Annotated in this window: 12 protein-coding genes; 9 read left to right on the forward strand and 3 right to left on the reverse strand. The window is 68.8% G+C overall.

Annotation, left to right across the window (positions count from 1 at the left end; translation table 11 throughout):
- Positions 1-70 precede the first annotated feature (70 nt).
- Both OC372_RS17460 and OC372_RS17465 read right to left on the reverse strand, forming a co-directional pair.
- Positions 71-3334 (reverse strand): family 20 glycosylhydrolase, encoded by a 3264-nt coding sequence (locus tag OC372_RS17460; RefSeq protein ID WP_262003245.1) that lies wholly within the window; start codon positions 3332-3334, stop codon positions 71-73.
- Positions 3325-4542 carry an alanine racemase gene (locus OC372_RS17465; protein ID WP_262003248.1) on the reverse strand — a complete coding sequence of 406 codons (1218 nt, stop codon included), beginning with the start codon at positions 4540-4542 and terminating at the stop codon, positions 3325-3327. The genes OC372_RS17460 and OC372_RS17465 overlap by 10 nt, the downstream gene beginning before the upstream one ends.
- A 26-nt stretch (positions 4543-4568) precedes the next feature.
- Here OC372_RS17465 and OC372_RS17470 point away from each other — a divergent pair, with 26 nt between their 5' ends.
- Positions 4569-4973, forward strand: coding sequence for a RidA family protein (locus OC372_RS17470; protein ID WP_262003250.1), 405 nt, complete (start codon positions 4569-4571; stop codon positions 4971-4973).
- A gap of 104 nt (positions 4974-5077) precedes the next feature.
- Positions 5078-6568: a L,D-transpeptidase family protein gene (locus OC372_RS17475; protein WP_231481818.1), complete on the forward strand. Its 1491-nt coding sequence runs from the start codon at positions 5078-5080 to the stop codon at positions 6566-6568.
- Between the two features lie 63 nt (positions 6569-6631).
- Here the strand turns inward: OC372_RS17475 and OC372_RS17480 are convergent, their stop codons facing one another.
- Entirely contained in the window at positions 6632-8851 is a 2220-nt protein-coding gene (locus tag OC372_RS17480) for an NADP-dependent isocitrate dehydrogenase (RefSeq protein ID WP_029262313.1), read from the reverse strand.
- A 176-nt stretch (positions 8852-9027) separates the two neighbouring features.
- On the opposite strand from OC372_RS17480, the gene OC372_RS17485 reads away from it, so the two are divergent.
- The 7 genes from OC372_RS17485 to OC372_RS17515 all read left to right on the forward strand — a co-directional run bounded on the left by OC372_RS17485 (position 9028) and on the right by OC372_RS17515 (position 17722).
- Positions 9028-9486: a GNAT family N-acetyltransferase gene (locus tag OC372_RS17485; RefSeq protein ID WP_029262312.1), complete on the forward strand. Its 459-nt coding sequence runs from the start codon at positions 9028-9030 to the stop codon at positions 9484-9486.
- Between the two features lie 205 nt (positions 9487-9691).
- Positions 9692-10705, forward strand: a complete 1014-nt coding sequence (locus tag OC372_RS17490; RefSeq protein ID WP_262003257.1) for a LacI family DNA-binding transcriptional regulator — start codon at positions 9692-9694, stop codon at positions 10703-10705.
- Positions 10706-10833: 128 nt separating this feature from the next.
- Positions 10834-12141, forward strand: a complete 1308-nt coding sequence (locus OC372_RS17495) for an ABC transporter substrate-binding protein (protein ID WP_262003260.1) — start codon at positions 10834-10836, stop codon at positions 12139-12141.
- Between the two features lie 58 nt (positions 12142-12199).
- Complete coding sequence (locus tag OC372_RS17500) at positions 12200-13165, forward strand: carbohydrate ABC transporter permease (protein ID WP_262003262.1); 966 nt, start codon at positions 12200-12202, stop codon at positions 13163-13165.
- Complete coding sequence (locus tag OC372_RS17505) at positions 13165-14052, forward strand: carbohydrate ABC transporter permease (RefSeq protein WP_262003264.1); 888 nt, start codon at positions 13165-13167, stop codon at positions 14050-14052. The genes OC372_RS17500 and OC372_RS17505 overlap by 1 nt, the downstream gene beginning before the upstream one ends.
- Entirely contained in the window at positions 14052-16286 is a 2235-nt protein-coding gene (yicI, locus tag OC372_RS17510; protein WP_262003267.1) for an alpha-xylosidase, read from the forward strand. Before OC372_RS17505 ends, yicI begins: the two co-directional genes overlap by 1 nt.
- Positions 16283-17722: a GH1 family beta-glucosidase gene (locus tag OC372_RS17515; protein ID WP_262003270.1), complete on the forward strand. Its 1440-nt coding sequence runs from the start codon at positions 16283-16285 to the stop codon at positions 17720-17722. The genes yicI and OC372_RS17515 overlap by 4 nt, the downstream gene beginning before the upstream one ends.
- Positions 17723-17730 lie beyond the last annotated feature (8 nt).

Genomic DNA, 17730 nt, shown 5'->3' on the forward strand with positions numbered 1-17730 from the left:
TAGACCTTACGAACAAAATTTGTGCAACCTCTCCCCGCGGTCGCGCGAGGAGGGTTACCGAAACGTTACATTACTTTCGAAGCTCGGCGGAGGTGTCCTTCGAACGCTCGAGAAGCCGCGTCACCAGACCGGCGACGATGCGCTCGCGTGCCTCGACCGTGAGTGGTTTGCCGGGCACTCCGGGGCGACGCTGATCGGGTGCAGGTCCGTCCAGTGGACGATACCGCACCCCCGCCGCGCGGAGACGGCGCAGCTGCGTCGGCAGACGTCGACCGAAGTCCGCAAACGGTGCCGGGTCACCACCCTCCCAAAGCCGCTCGGCGATCGCCGACAGACGAGGGAACATCGCGAAGTCGACCCGATCACGGGTGGGCAGATGCTCGCTCCAGACGTTGGCCTGACCGCCGACGGCTCCGTCCTCGACGCGCAGGGTGTACGCCCGCTCGATCGTCAGCGGCGGGCCGACCCTGATGGGCTCCTCCGCGGATTCGGACTGCGGGTAGTCGAGGTACGCCTCGAGGTCGGGGCAGGCCACGACCTCGATGCCCCGCGAGAGAGCCGCGCGCATCGCGACCGGGCCACGCCATGCGAGAATCCGGACGCCGTCGGGCACGTCACCCTCGAGCACCTCATCCCACGCCAGCGCCGTGCGACCTCTGGCGCGTACGTGAGCGACGAAATGGGCCGTGAACCACGGCTGCACGTCGTGCGCGGTGGCGAGTCCGAGCTCCTGCATACGCGCGGCGGCCGCGGCGCTCTGCGCCCACTCGGTCACCGGGACCTCGTCACCGCCGATGCCGATCCACTCCGAGTCGAACACGTCGCACAGCGCGTCGATGGCCGCGCGCCCGAAGGCCAGCGAGGCCTCGGTGGGCGCGAGCGTGCGCGGGTTCACGCCGAACCGCTCCCACGGCGACTCGACCGGGTCGCCGACGTCGGTGTTCCCGAGCTCGGGATAGGCGGCGAGCGCGGCCTGCACGTGACCGGGGAGTTCGACCTCCGGGACGAGCGTGACGAAGCGTTCGGCGGCGTACCTCACCAGATCACGCAACTCGGCGGTCGTGTAGAAGCCCTCATGGACGCCGGGCTCGACGGTCGCGAGCGGACCGTGGCCGCGCTGCGTCGCTGCGCGACGGGCACCGATCTCGGTGAGGCGGGGGAAGCCCGGCACCTCGAACCGCCAGCCCTGGTCATCCGAGAGATGCAGGTGCAGGACGTTGAGATGGTGATCCGCGAGCAGGTCGATGAGACGACGGACCTCTTCCACGGTCCGGAAGTGACGTGCGACATCGAGCATCGCGCCTCGCCACGCATAGGCGGGCGCTCCCTCCCAGACTCCGGCCGGAATCGGCGTCGTCGCTCCGTCCGGGTCACGGAGCTGCCGCAGCACCGTGGCACCCCGGTACACGCCGGCAGGGCTCGCACCCCGGACCTCGATGCCCGAGGCGCTCACACTCACGCGGAACGCCTCCGGTGCGATGCGACCCGCCGCTGCGGCATCGGCGCCGAGCGTCTCATCGACCACGAGGCGGATGCCCGGCCGTCCGTCGTCGCGACCGACTCCACCCAGCCTGCCCGCAACGGTGGCGAGCTCCGCGGTGGCGAGCACGGGTGTCTCGTCCGACCAAACGAAACCTGTTGCCAGCGGGTCGATGCGTGCGTCGATGCGCGGCATCGTGGCTCGATGGGGCGCTGGCGGCATCCGCAGCGCCCGCCCCGGCGTGGCACCGGTGGGCTCGCCGTCGGAGACCACGGGCACTCCGCCGACCAGCACCTCGACGATGCCGAGCGGTGGGGTGAACGGCTCGTCGAAGGTCGCGCCGGCGGCGATGGTCTCGGGATCGAAGAGCACCAGGTCGGCGGTCGCGCCGGAGCGGATCACACCGCGCGGAGCATCGTCGCGGTCGAGGCCCAGCCGTCTGGCCGGTGTACCCGCCAGGTGCTGCACCGCCTCCTCCAGCGTGAGGATGCCGAGCTCGCGCACGTAGTGTCCGAGATAGCGCGGGAACGTGCCCCGGCCACGGGGGTGCGGCCGCGCACCGATCAGGATGCCGTCGCTTCCGCCGGTGTGCTGCGGGTGGCGCATGATCGCGCGGACGTTCTCCTCATCGCCGATGTGCATCAGGATGCCGGTGGCCCCCGCATCGGCGATGATCGTGTCGAGCACGACGTCGACGGCTCGACGCCCCGTGGTCTCGGCGATCTCGGCGACCGTCCGACCGACCAGGTCGACCAGGTCAGGATGGGCCGTACCGGAGATCTGGATCTGCGTCCAGTCGGCCCTCTCACCGTGGAAGCCGTCGCAGCCGACCTCTTCGAGTTCGACGCGGACCGTCTCCCGACCGGCCGCGTCCAGCTCGGCGACAGCACGCAACAGGTCGCCCGTGGCGGCGAGCCTGCTCGGCAGCAGGGCAGCGAGCGTGGTGGCTCCCGGCAGATAGGGATAGGTGTCCAGGGTCACGTCGACGCCCTCCGCGATGGCCTCATCGATGAGAGCGAGGAGCTCCGCTGCCCGCCCCCGGTTCGGGGTGAAGTTCATCGTGGCGTGGGTGAGGTGGACGGGACACCCGGTGCGGCGGCCGATGTCGAGCGCCTCCCGGTAGGCGTCGAGCGCTCCCCCGCCGTAGCTGCGGGTGTGCGGCGCCCAGTAGCCACCACGCTCCGCGACCACGCGGCACAGTGCCTCGAGCTCCGCCGTGTCGGCGTACATCCCCGGCGTATAGGTGAGGCCGCTCGACATCCCGAACGCACCGGAATCCAACGCCGCGCCGAGCAGATCGGCCATCGCAGCGATCTCGGCGGCTGTGGCCGGACGGTTCTCGTGCCCGACGACCATCATCCTCAGGTTCCCCTGCGGCACGAGGACCGCCGCGTTCGCCACCGTCGCGGCATCGATCGCGGCGAGCAGGTCGTCCACGGTCCGCCACGGCACCTCGGCCGGCATCCCGTTCCACCCGGCGATCTGGCCGGGGATGACGGCGGCCGCGCGGTCGTCCAACGGGGCGTAGCCGAGGCCGTCCTGACCGAGCACTTCGGTGGTGACCCCCTGCCGGATCTTCGCTTCGTGGGCAGCGCCGCTCAGCACGGCGAGGTCGCTGTGCGCGTGCATGTCGATGAATCCCGGGGCCAGCACCAGGCCGGCCGCATCGATCTCCGTCGCGCCATCCGGAAGCTCGAGGCTCTCCGCCGCCTCGCTCGTCAGCACCGCGGCCACCCGGGCACCCTCGACGGCGACGTCGGCCACGTAGCGCGCCGCCCCCGTCCCGTCGACGACTGTCGCTCCGCGGTAGACCCGCACCAGGTCGGCCGCCGCCTTCTCCGCACTCAGAAGCATGTCGCGACCGCCCCGATCACGCGCGGGTCATCCGCGTCGGGATCCTCGATCACGGCGACCACCCGCCACTTGTCGAACGCCGTGCACGGGTGCGAGAGGCCCAGACGCACCACGTCGCCGACCCCCGCCGAAGCGCCGTCCGCGAGCCGCAGGAACGCATGCTGATCGTTGAGCGCCGTGATCTCACCGTCGACCGACTGCGGGACCGGCAGATCGAGATCGAACGGCACGTCGCGACGGCCCGCATCCAACAGGGCGAGGCCCTCTTCCGGCTGCGAGACGACACGTGACCAGGCGTGCATCGCCGAACGAAGTGGCGCGGTTCCGGTCAACGGGCCGAACGGCGACATGCGGGAGTAGAACCCGTCGTCGTGGATCTGGAAGGCACCAGACCGCAGGACGACGTCGGCCTCCGCGCCCTGGGGCGCGAGTACCGTGGCAGCCCGATCGGGGAACGAGCTGCCGCCCGCGCTGAGCACAGGGCGGATGTCCACGGGGTACACCAGGCGCGTGTGCAGCTCGACGATCGTCCGGAGATACGCGTCGACGGCCGCGACGGAAGCGTCGCTGCGATCCGGCCCGAACGGACCTTCGTACCCGGCGACACCGGCGAGTCGCAGCCCGGGAGCCTCCGAGATCGCCTGCGCGATCCGCTCGCCCTCCTCCACGCTGCGGGCGCCGGTGCGGCCCTGCGCGCCGCCGAGCTCGACGAGCACGTCGAGCGGCCGCTCAGCACCGCGCATCCCGTCCGCAAGGATCGCGACGCCGGCGAGGGAATCCGCCCAGCACAGCACCCGCAGCCCGTCATCGGCGGCGAGCAGTGCGCTCAGGCGGCGCACCGCCGCGGCATCCGTCACAGCATTGGCGATCAGTACCGTCGCGACGCCGGCGTCGACGGCGACCTCGGCCTGCCACGGCGTCGCGACCGAGATGCCCCACGCGCCCGCTTCGAGGAGCCGCTGCCAGAGGGCCGGCGCCATCGTGGTCTTGCCGTGGGGCGCGAGCAGCACCCCCTGCTCCCGCGCCCACGCGAAGACGGTCCTCTCGTTGTGCACGAGCGCGTCCTCGTGCACCGTGAGCACCGGAGTGACCAGGTCGGAGAGGCGCAGATCGGCGCCCGCGACCTCCGAGAGTCGGAGTCCCGCAGCATGCGCCGGGAAGCCCTTCGTCCAGGCACCGAGAACGGGATCCGGAATTTGTAGAGGCATCTAACAAGGCTACTAGGCTGGATGGCATGACCGCGAAGACCCGAGTTTCCACCGATGCCGCCCCCGCTCCCGCGCACACCTTCTCGCAGGGTATCCGCAAGGGCCCGTTCGTCCAGGTGTCCGGCCAGGGACCGGTCGACCCGCAGACGAACGAGTACCTCTTCCCCGGCGACGTGGCCGCGCAGACCACTCGCACCCTCGAGAACGTCAAGGCGATCGTCGAGGCATCGGGCGCGACGTTCGACGACGTCGTCATGCTGCGCGTGTACCTCACCAAGCGCGAGGACTTCCCGATCATGAACGATGCCTACGGCGCCTTCGTGACCGCGAACACCCCCAGCGGAGTCCTCCCGTCGCGCACCACCGTCTTCACCGGTCTCCCCCGCGAGGAGATGCTCGTCGAGATCGACGGCATCGCCATCGTCGACTGACCTGGCGCGGGGAGGGACGATATCACGGACCGTTGCCTCCCCGTTACCTCCCATCCCGTACCATTGGACCTCAGGACACGTTTGAGATCCGGGGGGTGAAGTTCGTGACCGATCTGATTTCTGCGCCGGGCGCAGCAGCCGAGGCGCATGGCGACGACGCCACGCCCACCGCCGTACTCACGCCGCGGGATTCGGCCACCGACGCCGTCCCGCCCACCACCGGCGAACAGCCGTTGGCGTGGGCCCCCGTCGAGCCGGCCCCCAAGAAGCGCCGCCTCGGCCTCTGGATCGGGCTCGGACTCGGCGTCGTCGCCCTGGGCGCGGGAGCAGCCTCGCTGGTACTCATCGCCCCGGGAACCACCGTCGCCGGAATCCCGGTCGGATGGATGACACCGGGCGCCGCGGCCGAAGCGATCAGCACGCATCTCGCCGAGACCGAGGTCACGCTCACCGGCGACGGAGATGACGCGGTCCTGACCGGCGCCGACCTCGGCGCGTCCCTCGATGCGACCGCTCTCGCCGATGCCGCCTTCGCCGCCCGACCGCTGTGGAACCTCGGCATGTGGATGGGCGATCCGGTTCCCGCCGACATCGCCCTCGATACGGAGAAGGCGTCCGCGGCGCTGCGCAGCGCCGTGCCGTCGAGCTTCCAAGACCCGGTGGACGCCGGTGTCGCATTCGACCCCGCCGGCGGTAAGTACATCGTCACGGCCTCGGAGCCCGGCACCGGAATCGACGTCGATGATCTCACCGCCGCCTTCACCGATGCGGTGGCCGCGGGGAAGACGTCTCTCGAATACCCCGGCGGTCCTGCCGAGGCCCTGCCTGCCGTCTCCGACGACGACGCCACCGCCACCGCCACCGAGCTGAACACGATGCTCGGGACGATCGGCTTCTACGTCGGCGACGAACGCACCGTGCCGGTCAAGCCCGCGGTCGCAGCCACCTGGCTGACCGTGGTCGACGAAGACGGCCAGCTGCGCATCGAAGCCGACGCCCAGGCCATCCAGGCCACCGTCGACACGCTTCCGGGTCTCGTCGACCGGGCGCCGGTCAACGCCACGAACATCGTCGACTCCGCCGGCACCGTGTTGCGGGCCGAGCAGGAGGGCGTCGTGGGCCGCGCCGTCGGCGACACGTCGGGCATCGCCGAGCAGTTCGCTCAGCAGCTCGCCGCCGGCGACGGGGTCTACAAGCTCACCGTGGGCGAGACCGCTTTCGAGACGGTCAACCTGTTCCGCCGCATCGAGATCAACCTGAGCTCGCAGCGCGCCTACCTGTTCCAGAACAACGAGGTCGTGCAGTCCTGGGCGGTGTCGACCGGGTTGCCCGGCACGCTGACCCCGGCCGGCAACTTCAAGGTGTTCGCGCACACGGCCATCCAGGACATGGGCTGCTACGAGGGCGCGCCCTACTGCACCGAAGACGTCCCCTGGATCACCTGGTTCGCGCCGAACATCGGCTTCCACGGCACCTACTGGCACAACAACTTCGGCCAGCGGATGAGCCACGGCTGCGTGAACCTCCCGATCGATCTCGCCAAGTACGTCTACGACTGGTCGCCGGTCGGCCTCGAGGTCTCGGTCTACTACTGAACCGCTCTCCCGCGGACATGAAGAAGGGGGTGGATGCCGAAGCATCCACCCCCTTCTCGTGTGTCAGCGCAGTGCGTCGACGATGCCGTTCAGCGTGGCGGACGGACGCATGACCGCGGCGACGAGATCCTCGTCGGGACGGTAGTAGCCGCCGATCTCCACCGGCTTGCCCTGCACCGCGTTGAGCTCGGAGACGATCTTCTCCTCGTTCTCGGCGAGCGTCGCGGCGATGGGGGCGAACGCCGCTGCGAGCTCGGCGTCCTTCGACTGCTTCGCCAGCTCCTGAGCCCAGTACAGGCCCAGGTAGAAGTGGCTGCCGCGGTTGTCGATGGTGCCCAGCGCGCGGCCAGGGGAGCGGTCCTCCTCGAGGAAGGTGCCGGTCGCGGCGTCCAGCGTCTCGGCCAGCACGCGGGCCTTCTCGTTGCCCGTGCGGTCGGCGAAGTGCTCGAGCGATGCGGCCAGCGCGAAGAACTCGCCGAGGGAGTCCCACCGCAGGTAGTTCTCCTCGACCAGCTGCTGCACGTGCTTCGGTGCGGAGCCCCCGGCGCCGGTCTCGAAGAGACCGCCGCCCGCGAGCAGCGGCACGATCGAGAGCATCTTGGCGCTCGTGCCGACCTCGAGGATCGGGAACAGGTCGGTGAGGTAGTCGCGCAGCACGTTGCCGGTGACCGAGATCGTGTCGAGCCCGTGACGCATGCGGGCGAGCGTGTAGCGCGTCGCTTCCTCGGGCGCGAGGATCGTGATCGTGAGGCCCTTGGTGTCGAGCGTCGCGAGGCCCTGGTGCACCTTGGCGATGATCTGGGCGTCGTGCGAGCGGTTCGCGTCGAGCCAGAACACGGCGGGGTCGCCGGTCGCGCGTGCACGGGTGACCGCGAGCTTGACCCAGTCCATGACGGGGATGTGCTTGGTCTGCGTCGCGCGCCAGATGTCGCCCTTGCCGACGGTGTGCTCGATGAGCACCGTGCCCTCGCTGTCGAGCACCTGGACGATGCCGTCTGCGGCGATCTCGAACGTCTTGTCGTGGCTGCCGTACTCCTCGGCGGCCTGCGCCATGAGCCCCACGTTCGGGACCGTGCCGATCGTCGCCGGGTCGAGCGGACCGTTCGCGATCACGTCGTCGATCACGGCCTGGTAGACGCTCGCGTACGAGGAGTCGGGGATCACCGCGAGGGTGTCAGCCTCTTCCCCGTCCTTGCCCCAGAGCTTTCCACCGTTGCGGACGAGCGCGGGCATCGATGCGTCGACGATCACGTCGCTCGGCACGTGCAGGTTCGTCGTGCCCTTGTCCGAGTTCACGTACGACAGGCGCGGCCCCTCGGCGATCGCCTTGTCGAAGGCGGCGGCGATCTCGTCGCCACCCGCCACGTTCGCGAGCCCCGCGAGGATCGAGCCGAGCCCGTCGTTCGCGCTGAGTCCTGCCGCGGCGAGCTTGTCGCCGTACTGCGCGAACACGTCGGCGAAGAACGCCTTCACGACGTGGCCGAAGATGATGGGGTCGCTGACCTTCATCATGGTCGCCTTGAGGTGCACCGAGTACAGCACGTCGTCGGCCGCGGCTGTCTTCAGCGTCTCGGCGAGGAAGGCATCCAGCTCCTTGGCGGAGAGGAAGGTCGCGTCGATGATCTCGCGCGGCAGGACCTTGAGGCCCTCCTTCAGCACGGTGACCGTTCCGTCTTCGGCCGTGTGCCGGAAGCTCAGCACGTCGTCGTGGGCAGCGACCCAGGAGCGCTCGTTGTGCTTGAAGTCGTCGTGCCCCAGGGTGGCGACGCGCGTCTTCGATCCCGCGGCGAACGGCTTGTTGCGGTGCGGGTGCTTCTTCGCGTAGTTCTTCACGGCGAGAGGCGCACGGCGGTCGCTGTTGCCCTCGCGCAGCACCGGGTTCACGGCGGAACCCTTGATGCGGTCGTAGCGCGCGCGCACGTCCTTCTCTTCGAGCGACGACGGCTCGTCCGGGAAGTCGGGGATGTCGTAGCCCTGCTTCTGCAGTTCTGCGATGGCGCCCTTGAGCTGGGGGATCGATGCCGAGATGTTCGGCAGCTTGATGATGTTCGCCTCGGGGAGCGTGGCCAGGCCGCCCAGCTCGGCGAGCGCGTCGCCCACCTGCTGCTCCGGCGTGAGCTTCTGCGGGAAGGCGGCCAGGATGCGGCCTGCCAGCGAGATGTCGCGGGTCTCGAAGTCGATGCCCGCCTGACCCGTGTAGGCCTGGATGATCGGCAGGAACGAGGCGGTGGCCAGTGCCGGCGCCTCGTCTGTGTGGGTGTAGATGATGGCTTCGTCGGTCACCGGGAGGTTCTCCGCTCTTGTGGTCTATTTGTCTCGATACCAAGATACCTGAGTGGCTTCGGGCCCGTTGCCCCGGCCCCTCACCGACGTCCGGCGAGTGGTGACGATCGGCCAGTTCTGGACGAAATGTTCGACCGAGACGTGTCGGTTCCGGCCCGAGGGGTTAGCCTGGGTCCATGTCCGAACTGCGCATGGTCGAACTCTCCGCTGCGACGATCGTCGCCGTGAACAACCTGTCGCTCAAGCCCGGACAGGAGCAGTTCCTCGCTCCCGTCTCGTACGGGATCGCAGCCACAGTCATCAACCCGCAGACCTCCTGGCAGCGGGTGATCCTCGACCGCAACGAGGTCGTCGGCTTCGTCAGCGCGAACTTCGATCCCGAAGCACCGGAGGAGCATTTCCGCTCCGTGCTGTGGCGCATCAACGTCGACGCCGACGATCAGGGTCGCGGCGTCGGCCGCTTCGCCGTCGAGGCGCTGGTCGAAGAGGCCAAGGCGCGCGACGTCGACCACGTCAACGTCATCTACGAGGCCGGCGAGGGCGGGCCCGAGACCTTCTTCCACCGCGTCGGCTTCACGCCTGTCGGCGAGACCGCCTACGGCGAGGTCATCGCCGAGATCCGCGTCACGTCCTAGGCCGGCGGCGGGGTCTCGAATCCCCTCCCCCATCGAGACCTCGTCGCCCTAGACCGCGGGATCGCTCCCACGGTTGCGGAAGCGTATTTGTTGCGCATGACCACAAAAGGCTTGCGCAGGGCGACGGGTCGTGTCTATCATCGCTGGAGAAGCGTGAGCGAAGCGCTTCGACGATTGCTTTCCGCACGATGACGATGGAGTCCCGATGACGACGATCCATGAGGTGGCACGCGCCGCCGGTGTGTCGATCAGCACGGTCTCCTACGCACTCAGCGGCAAGCGCCCGGTGTCGGAGCAGACCCGGATGCGCATCGAGGATGCCGTGCAGGCCCTCGGCTACGAGCCCGATGCCGGCGCGCGCATGCTGGCCGGTCGGCGCACCCACATCTTCGCCCTGACCGAGCCGCTGCGCGCCGACACGCACGCGCCCACCCACATGGCCTTCGTGCTCGCGACCGCGGTCGCCGCCCGGCGACAGGGCTTCGACATCCTCCTCCTCACTGACGAGCAGGCGTCCGAGGGGATGAACCGCGTGGCGGCGAGCAACCTCGTCGACGCGATCCTGGTGCTCGACGTCGCCCCCGATGACGAGCGCGTCCCCATCGCCCGCTCGGTCGGCACGCCCACGATCTTCATCGGCCTGCCCGACGACCGCGACGGCCTGACCTGCGTCGACCTCGACTTCGAGGCGGCCGGCCAGCTGGCCGTCGACCGTCTCGCCGACGCGGGCCACCGACGCATCGCCCTGCTCGGGCAGACCGAGGTCTCGTACCGCAAGTCGAACTTCCCCCGACGCCTGCTCCGGGGCGCGCAGGAGCAGGCCGCCGCCCGTGTCGTCACTCTCGACTGGTCCCCCTCGGGTGCGGCGGTGACGGATGCGGTCACCGTGCGCGCGTCCGCGGAGGCCGCGCTCGCCCGCGGAGACCGCGCGTTCATCGTGCACGCCGTCGACGACGTGCACCAGGTGCTGCTGTCTGTGCTCGCCGAACACGGACTGCGGGTCGGCGACGACGTCTCGGTGGTCTCCGCTGCCGCATCTTTCGACACCTCGGCGCTGCCGGTGCCCGTCGACACGATCCCGCTGGTGCCGCAGCGATCCTGCGAAATCGCGGTCGACTTGGCCATCCGCCGTCTGGACGACCCGCTCGCGCCCGCGGAGATCCACCTCATCCCGCCCGAGTACCGCTCGGTCGGCTCCGTCTCCCCCGCCCAGGGCTGACCACCCTCCTCACCCTCTCGCCGGCATGTTCGCGATCGAAACGCTTCGACGATGCCGTACCCACAACTGAACAATCCGACCCAGTGAAGTGTCCGGCCCATGGGGCCATTGAGAAAGGAGTGCCGACGATGGCACGCAGCACCCGCAGGACGAAGGCGCTGGCCCTGGTGGCCGCGCTCACGACGACCGGCATCGCGCTGAGCGGCTGTACAGCCGGTTCAGGCAACGAGGGCGGCGACGGTCAGACCCTCAAGCTCTGGCACTACGAGGGCGCCGACAGTGCGATGGGCAAGGCCTGGGCCGAGTCCATCAAGATCTTCGAGAAGGAGACCGGAGCGAAGGTCGAGTTCGAGGAGAAGTCCTTCGAGCAGATCCAGAAGACGGCGAGCCAGGTGCTCGACACCGACGCCGCGCCCGACCTCATGGAGTTCAACAAGGGCAACGCGACGGCAGGCTTCCTCGCCTCCACCGGCCTGATCGCCGACATCTCCGACGCGGTCGAGGAGTACGGATGGGACGAGAAGCTGGCGCCGTCGCTGCAGACCACCGCCAAGTACTCGGAAGACGGCGTGATGGGCGGTGACACCTGGTTCGGCGTTCCGAACTACGGCGAGTTCGTCGGCGTCTACTACAACGAGGATGCCTTCGCCGCAGCAGGGCTGGAGATTCCCACCACGTACGAGGAGTTCGTCGACGTGCTCGACGCCTTCGTCGCCCAGGGCGTCACGCCGCTCGCGGAAGCCGGCGCCGAGTACCCGCTGGGACAACTCTGGTATCAGCTCGCGCTGCTCGAGGCCGACCGCGGCTTCGTCGATGACTACCAGCTCTACAAGGAGCCCGTCGACTGGCAGGGTCCCGAGGTCACGTCGGCGACGGAGACCCTGAAGGAGTACGTCGACAAGGGCTACATCGCCTCCGATGTCTCGTCGGTCAAGGCCGACGACGCCGGCGTCTCGTTCATCAACGGCTCGTCGCCGATCTTCGTCTCGGGCTCGTGGTGGTTCGGCCGCTTCGTTGCGGAGGCCACCGGCTTCGACTGGTCGATGGCTGCGTTCCCCGGAGCGGACCTCTCGCTCGGCTCCTCGGGCAACCTCTGGGTCGTTCCCGAGAACGCGTCCAACAAAGACCTCGCCTACGAGTTCATCGACATCACGATGCGCCCGGAGATCCAGGCGATCATCGGCAACAACGGCGGTCTCCCCGTCGCGGCGGACACCGCCGACATCACCGACGAGAAGAGCGCGGCCCTCATCGAGACCTTCAACGGGGTCCTCGACGCCGACGGCCTCTCGTTCTACCCGGACTGGCCCGCGCCCGGCTTCTACGACGTGATCGTGCAGGAGCTGCAGGGCCTCGTCACCGGCGTGCAGGACGTCGAGACCACGAACAAGAACCTCGGCGAGCAGTACGACGAAGGCACCGCCGACTTCCGTTGATCGACCCGCGGGGGCGGCATCCGCACGGACGCCGCCCCCGCACCTCCTGGAGATGAACATGTCACTCGCCACCCGCCGCGAGGGCCGCACGAAGCTGCCGCCCGAACAGCCGTCGATCCCGCAGCGCCGCGGTGGGACCGGGGCCTACTGGATCTACCTGCTCCCCGGCTTCGTGCTCCTGCTCGTCGTCGTGATCGTCCCGCTCATCTGGAACGTGTACCTGACCTTCACCAAGTGGAAGGGGGTGCGCACACCGGAGTTCATCGGCCTCGAGAACTGGCAGAAGATCCTCACCGACGACGACTTCTGGACGTCGTTCACGAACTCGGTGTGGATGATCATCGCGATGGTCGTGGTACCCACGATCGTCGGCCTGATCGTCGCCGCGCTCCTGTTCGACGTCGTCGGACGCAAGTTCGGCGGCAAGGTCGGCAGCTTCCTCCGGGCCACGTACTACCTCCCGCAGATCCTCCCGATCGCCGTCGCCGGCATCGTGATCGGCTGGATCGTACGCCCCGGCAGCGACGGCGCCCTCAACCAGATGCTCGGGTGGTTCGGCCTGCCCGCCTACGACTGGCTCGGTCAGATGCCGTCGGCGCTCATCGTGCTCATGGTGGTCATGGTGTGGGTGCAGCTCGGCTACCCCGTCGTGGTCTTCATGGCCGCGCTCCAGCGCGTCGACCCCGAGCTGTACGAGGCCGCGGAGCTCGATGGCGCGAACTGGTTCCAGCGGTTCTCGGCGATCACGATGAGCATCATCCGCCCCGAGATCTTCGTCGTCACCCTGACCTGCACGATCGCCGCACTCAAGGTGTTCGGTCCGGTCTACATCATCACCCGCGGCGGCCCTGCCGGTGCCACCCTGGTGCCCGCGTACTACGCCTACCAGGAGTTCTTCACGAAGCGGAACGTCGGCTACGGCGCCACGATCGCGACGGTGTTGACCATCGTCGTGGTGATCGTGTCGATCATCTTCATCCGCGTCCAGAACTCCCTCGAGCGCAAGGAAAGGGCGGGTCTGTGATGCACGCCACCACCGCCATCGTCACCGGGAAGCCCGCCAAGACGCGCCCGCGCGGCGGCATGACCAAGAAGCGACCGATCGACTGGCTGCTGCTGGCACTCGTCATCGTCGGCGCACTGCTCGTCATCGCGCCGTTCTATCTGGTGCTCGTGAACTCGTTCAAGTCGCCCGTCGACTACGCCACCTCCGGCCCCCTCGCCCTCCCCGAGTCGCTCGACTTCGGCGGCATCATCACCTTCTGGGAGCGGGTGAACTTCCCGGAGAAGGTCTGGAACTCGATCTTCATCGCCGGGATCGTGTCGGTGCTCGCGGTCGTCATCTCGATGCTCAACGCCTTCGCGATCGGCATCGGGCGCGTGCGCGGTCGCTCGTGGATCGTGCTGCTGTTCCTGATGGCCAACCTGCTGCCGCAGGAGGCTCTGCTCTACCCGCTGTACTACATGTTCAAGTCCGTCGGCCTGTATGACAACGTGTGGTCGGTCATCATCGTGTTCACCGTCATCCAGGCGGCGTTCGGCACCTACCTGCTCTCGTCCGTCTACGGCACGTTCCCCAAGGAGATCCTCGAGGCCGCATCGCTCGACGGTGCCAGCCGCTGGCAGATCCTGTGGCGAGTGATCTTCCCGATCAGCCGTCCCACGCTCTCGGTCCTGCTGATCTTCTTCTTCATCTGGACGTGGAACGAGTTCCTGATCCCGCTGACGTTCCTCGCGTCGAACGCGAATCAGACCGTCCCGGTGGCCATCAGCGTGCTCCAGGGCGACCGCTTGATGGACGTCACCACCACGAGCGCCTCGGCGCTGCTCGGCATCATCCCGACGCTCATCTTCTTCCTCATCTTCCAACGCACCCTCACCCGGGGCATCACCGCAGGAGCAGTCAAGTAATGAAGTTCACCGACGGGTTCTGGCAGCTGCGTCCCGGGGTCACCGCGCTCTATGCGCAGGAGGCGTACGACATCGCCGAGACCGACGAGACGCCGGACGGGACCGGCATCGTCATCACCGCACCCACGATGGTCATCGCGAAACGCGGCGACACCCTCAACCGCCCCGTGCTCACCACCACCCTCTCCTCCCCCGCGGAGGGCGTCATCCGCGTACGCATCGCGCATCACGCCGGCGGACGTCGGCAGGGAGGCTTCTCACTGCCCGGCGCGGGAACGGGAACGGCCTCGATCTCCGTCGGCGACCACGGCGGTGTGCTGGATGCCGGATCCCTGGTCGCGCGCATCACCCCCGGCGAGCCGTGGGACCTCTCGTTCGAGGTCGACGGACGCCGGGTGACCGGCAGCGGCCACAAGGCGCAGGGCTACGTGCGGCTGGCGGACGATGCCCAGGTCGATCGCGGGATCGTCGGCAACGGACGGCAGGGCGGCGCAGCTCCCCGCGCATCCGCCTACGTCCACGAGCAGCTCGACCTCGGCGTCGGAGAGCACGTCTACGGACTCGGCGAGCGCTTCGGACCGCTGGTCAAGAACGGCCAGACCGTGGAGATCTGGAACGCGGACGGCGGCACCTCCAGCGAGCAGGCCTACAAGAACGTCCCGTTCCACCTCTCGGACCGCGGCTACGGCGTGCTCGTGAACGACCCGGGCCACGTCTCCTACGAGATCGGCTCGGAATCCGTGGAGCGCGTGCAGTTCTCGGTGTCCGGCGAGGTGCTCGAGTACTTCGTGATCGCGGGTCCGACTCCGAAGGACGTGCTCGGTCGCTACACGGCTCTCACCGGTCGCCCGCCCGTCGTCCCCGCCTGGTCCTACGGGCTGTGGCTGTCGACCAGCTTCACGACCGACTACGACGAGCAGACCGTGAACTCCTTCATCGACGAGATGTCCGCGCGCGAGCTGCCGGTGTCGGTCTTCCACTTCGACTGCTTCTGGATGCGCGAGTTCCAGTGGTGCGACTTCGAGTGGGATCCGCGGGTCTTCCCCGACCCCGAGGGGATGCTCGGACGCCTGCACGACAAGGATCTGCGGGTCTGCGTGTGGATCAACCCCTACATCGCCCAGCGCTCCCCCCTGTTCCGGGAAGCCGCCGATCAGGGATTCCTGGTGAAGCGCGCCGACGGCTCGGTGTGGCAGTGGGACCTCTGGCAGGCCGGTATGGGGCTCGTCGACTTCACGAACCCCGACGCCACCGCCTGGTACCAGTCGAAGCTGCGGGGCCTCGTCGCGCAGGGCGTCGACTGCTTCAAGACCGACTTCGGCGAGCGCATCCCCACGGATGTGGTGTGGGCCGACGGCGCAGACCCCGAGCGCATGCACAACCTCTACACCGACCTGTACAACCGCGCGGTGTTCGACGTGCTCACCGAGACGCGCGGCGCTGGCGACGCGGTGCTGTTCGCCCGGTCCGCGACCGCCGGCGGCCAGACCATGCCGGTGCACTGGGGCGGCGACTCCACCTCGACCTACACGTCGATGGCCGAGACGCTGCGCGGAGGCCTGTCGCTCGCGCTCTCGGGCTTCGCCTTCTGGAGCCACGACATCGGCGGATTCGAGGGCATGCCGGATGCCGGTGTCTTCAAGCGCTGGACGGCCTTCGGGCTGCTGGGGTCGCACTCGCGCTTCCACGGCTCGAGCTCGTACCGGGTGCCGTGGGCGTTCGACGAGGAGGCCGTCGAAGTCACGCGACAGTTCACGCACCTCAAGATGCGCCTCATGCCGTACCTGTACCAGCAGGGGCTGGATGCCGCGGCGACGGGGGTGCCGCTGATGCGGCCGATGATGCTGGAGTTCCCCGACGATCCGGCGACCGCCTACCTCGACCGGCAGTACATGCTGGGGTCCGACCTGCTCGTCGCCCCGGTGTTCACCGAAGACGGAGAGGTCGACTTCTACCTCCCCGCCGGCGAGTGGACCTCGCTACTGACGGGTGAGACCGTCACGGGCGGCGGCTGGCGGCGCGAGAAGCACGGATTCGACTCGCTGCCGCTGTACGTGCGGCCGGGCACGGCGCTCCCCTGGGGTGCTCGGGTCGATCGCCCCGACTACGACTACCATGACGGACTGCGGCTCCGGGTCTTCCCCGGCGGCGCCGGCAGCACCACGGTCACCGTGACGGACCCCGATGGCCGCGCCGAGGACTACACCGTCGACCTCGAGGAGATCACCGCATGACCACCCTGCTCACGCCCCGCGACGACTACCGCGGCTCCGGCCTGGTGTTCCCCGAGGGGTTCACGTTCGGGTCGGCCACCGCCTCCTACCAGATCGAGGGAGCCGCCGCCGAGGACGGGCGCACCCCCTCGATCTGGGACACCTTCAGCAAGACACCGGGGCGGGTATGGAACGGCGACACCGGCGACGTCGCGTGCGACCACTACCATCGCGTGGACGAGGACCTCGATCTGATGTCCGACCTGGGGCTCGAGGCCTACCGGTTCTCGATCGCCTGGCCGCGCATCGTCCCCACCGCATCGGGCGCGGTGAACCAGGCCGGGATCGACTTCTACTCCCGTCTGGTCGACGGGCTGCTCGAGCGCGGGATCCGGCCGGTGGCGACGCTCTACCACTGGGACCTCCCGCAGTATCTCGAGGATGCCGGTGGCTGGACGTCGCGGGCGACCACCGACGCCTTCGAGCGCTATGCCGAGATCATGGGTGCGGCCCTGGGCGACCGCGTGCACACCTGGACGACACTGAACGAGCCGTGGTGCTCGGCCTACCTCGGCTACGGCCAGGGCGGCCACGCACCCGGACGGCACGAACCGGAATCGGCGCTGTCTGCCGTGCACCACCTGAACCTCGCCCACGGTCGCGCGGTGCAGGCGCTTCGCGCGACCTCCACCGGCGACCCGGACTACTCGGTCACCCTGAACTTCCACGTGCTCCGCGGACAGGGAGACGGCGCCGCGGAGGCGATGCGCAGGATCGACGCCCTCGCCAACCGCGCGTTCACCGGACCGATCCTGCGCGGCGAATACCCGGCCGATCTCCTCGAGGACACCGCATCGGTCACCGACTGGAACTTCGTGCAGGAGGGCGACCTCGCCACGATCGCCCAGCCGATCGACGTGCTCGGCGTGAACTACTACTCGACCGCGACCGTGCGCCTCTGGGACGGCGTCTCGCCGAAGCAGCAGAACGACGGCCACAAGGGTGCCGCGGGCGGAACGGCCTGGCCCGGCAGCGACCAGCTGGTCGAGTTCGTCGAGCAGCCCGGTCCCTACACCGCCATGGGCTGGAACATCGCTCCGGAGGGACTGGAGGAGCTGCTGGTGTCACTCTCCGAGCAGTTCCCCGAGCAGGCGCTCATGGTCACCGAGAACGGCGCCGCGTTCGAAGACGAGGTGACCGAGGACGGTGCGGTGCATGACGTCGAGCGCACCGACTACCTGCGCCGGCACTTCACCGCGGCGCACCGGGCGCTCGAGCGCGGCGTCGACCTGCGCGGGTATTTCGTGTGGTCGCTGCTCGACAACTTCGAGTGGGGGTACGGCTACGCCAAGCGCTTCGGCATCGTCCGGGTCGACTTCGACGACCTGGCACGCACCGTGAAGGACTCCGGCCTCTGGTACCGGGAACTCATCCGCACCCGGACCGTGGAGGCCTGACCGCACAT

Source organism: Microbacterium sp. Mcb102, assembly GCF_024519805.1.
Taxonomy (GTDB): Bacteria; Actinomycetota; Actinomycetes; order Actinomycetales; family Microbacteriaceae; genus Microbacterium.

Excerpts from the sequence above, each read along its gene's own strand:
- OC372_RS17470 (WP_262003250.1), top strand. The coding sequence starts at position 4,569 with ATGACCGCGAAGACCCGAGTTTCCACCGATGCCGCCCCCGCTCCCGCG.
- OC372_RS17465 (WP_262003248.1), bottom strand. The coding sequence starts at position 4,542 with ATGCCTCTACAAATTCCGGATCCCGTTCTCGGTGCCTGGACGAAGGGC.
- OC372_RS17495 (WP_262003260.1), top strand. The coding sequence starts at position 10,834 with ATGGCACGCAGCACCCGCAGGACGAAGGCGCTGGCCCTGGTGGCCGCG.
- OC372_RS17460 (WP_262003245.1), bottom strand. The coding sequence starts at position 3,334 with ATGCTTCTGAGTGCGGAGAAGGCGGCGGCCGACCTGGTGCGGGTCTAC.
- OC372_RS17500 (WP_262003262.1), top strand. The coding sequence starts at position 12,200 with ATGTCACTCGCCACCCGCCGCGAGGGCCGCACGAAGCTGCCGCCCGAA.
- OC372_RS17490 (WP_262003257.1), top strand. The coding sequence starts at position 9,692 with ATGACGACGATCCATGAGGTGGCACGCGCCGCCGGTGTGTCGATCAGC.
- OC372_RS17505 (WP_262003264.1), top strand. The coding sequence starts at position 13,165 with ATGCACGCCACCACCGCCATCGTCACCGGGAAGCCCGCCAAGACGCGC.
- OC372_RS17485 (WP_029262312.1), top strand. The coding sequence starts at position 9,028 with ATGTCCGAACTGCGCATGGTCGAACTCTCCGCTGCGACGATCGTCGCC.
- OC372_RS17515 (WP_262003270.1), top strand. The coding sequence starts at position 16,283 with ATGACCACCCTGCTCACGCCCCGCGACGACTACCGCGGCTCCGGCCTG.
- yicI (WP_262003267.1), top strand. The coding sequence starts at position 14,052 with ATGAAGTTCACCGACGGGTTCTGGCAGCTGCGTCCCGGGGTCACCGCG.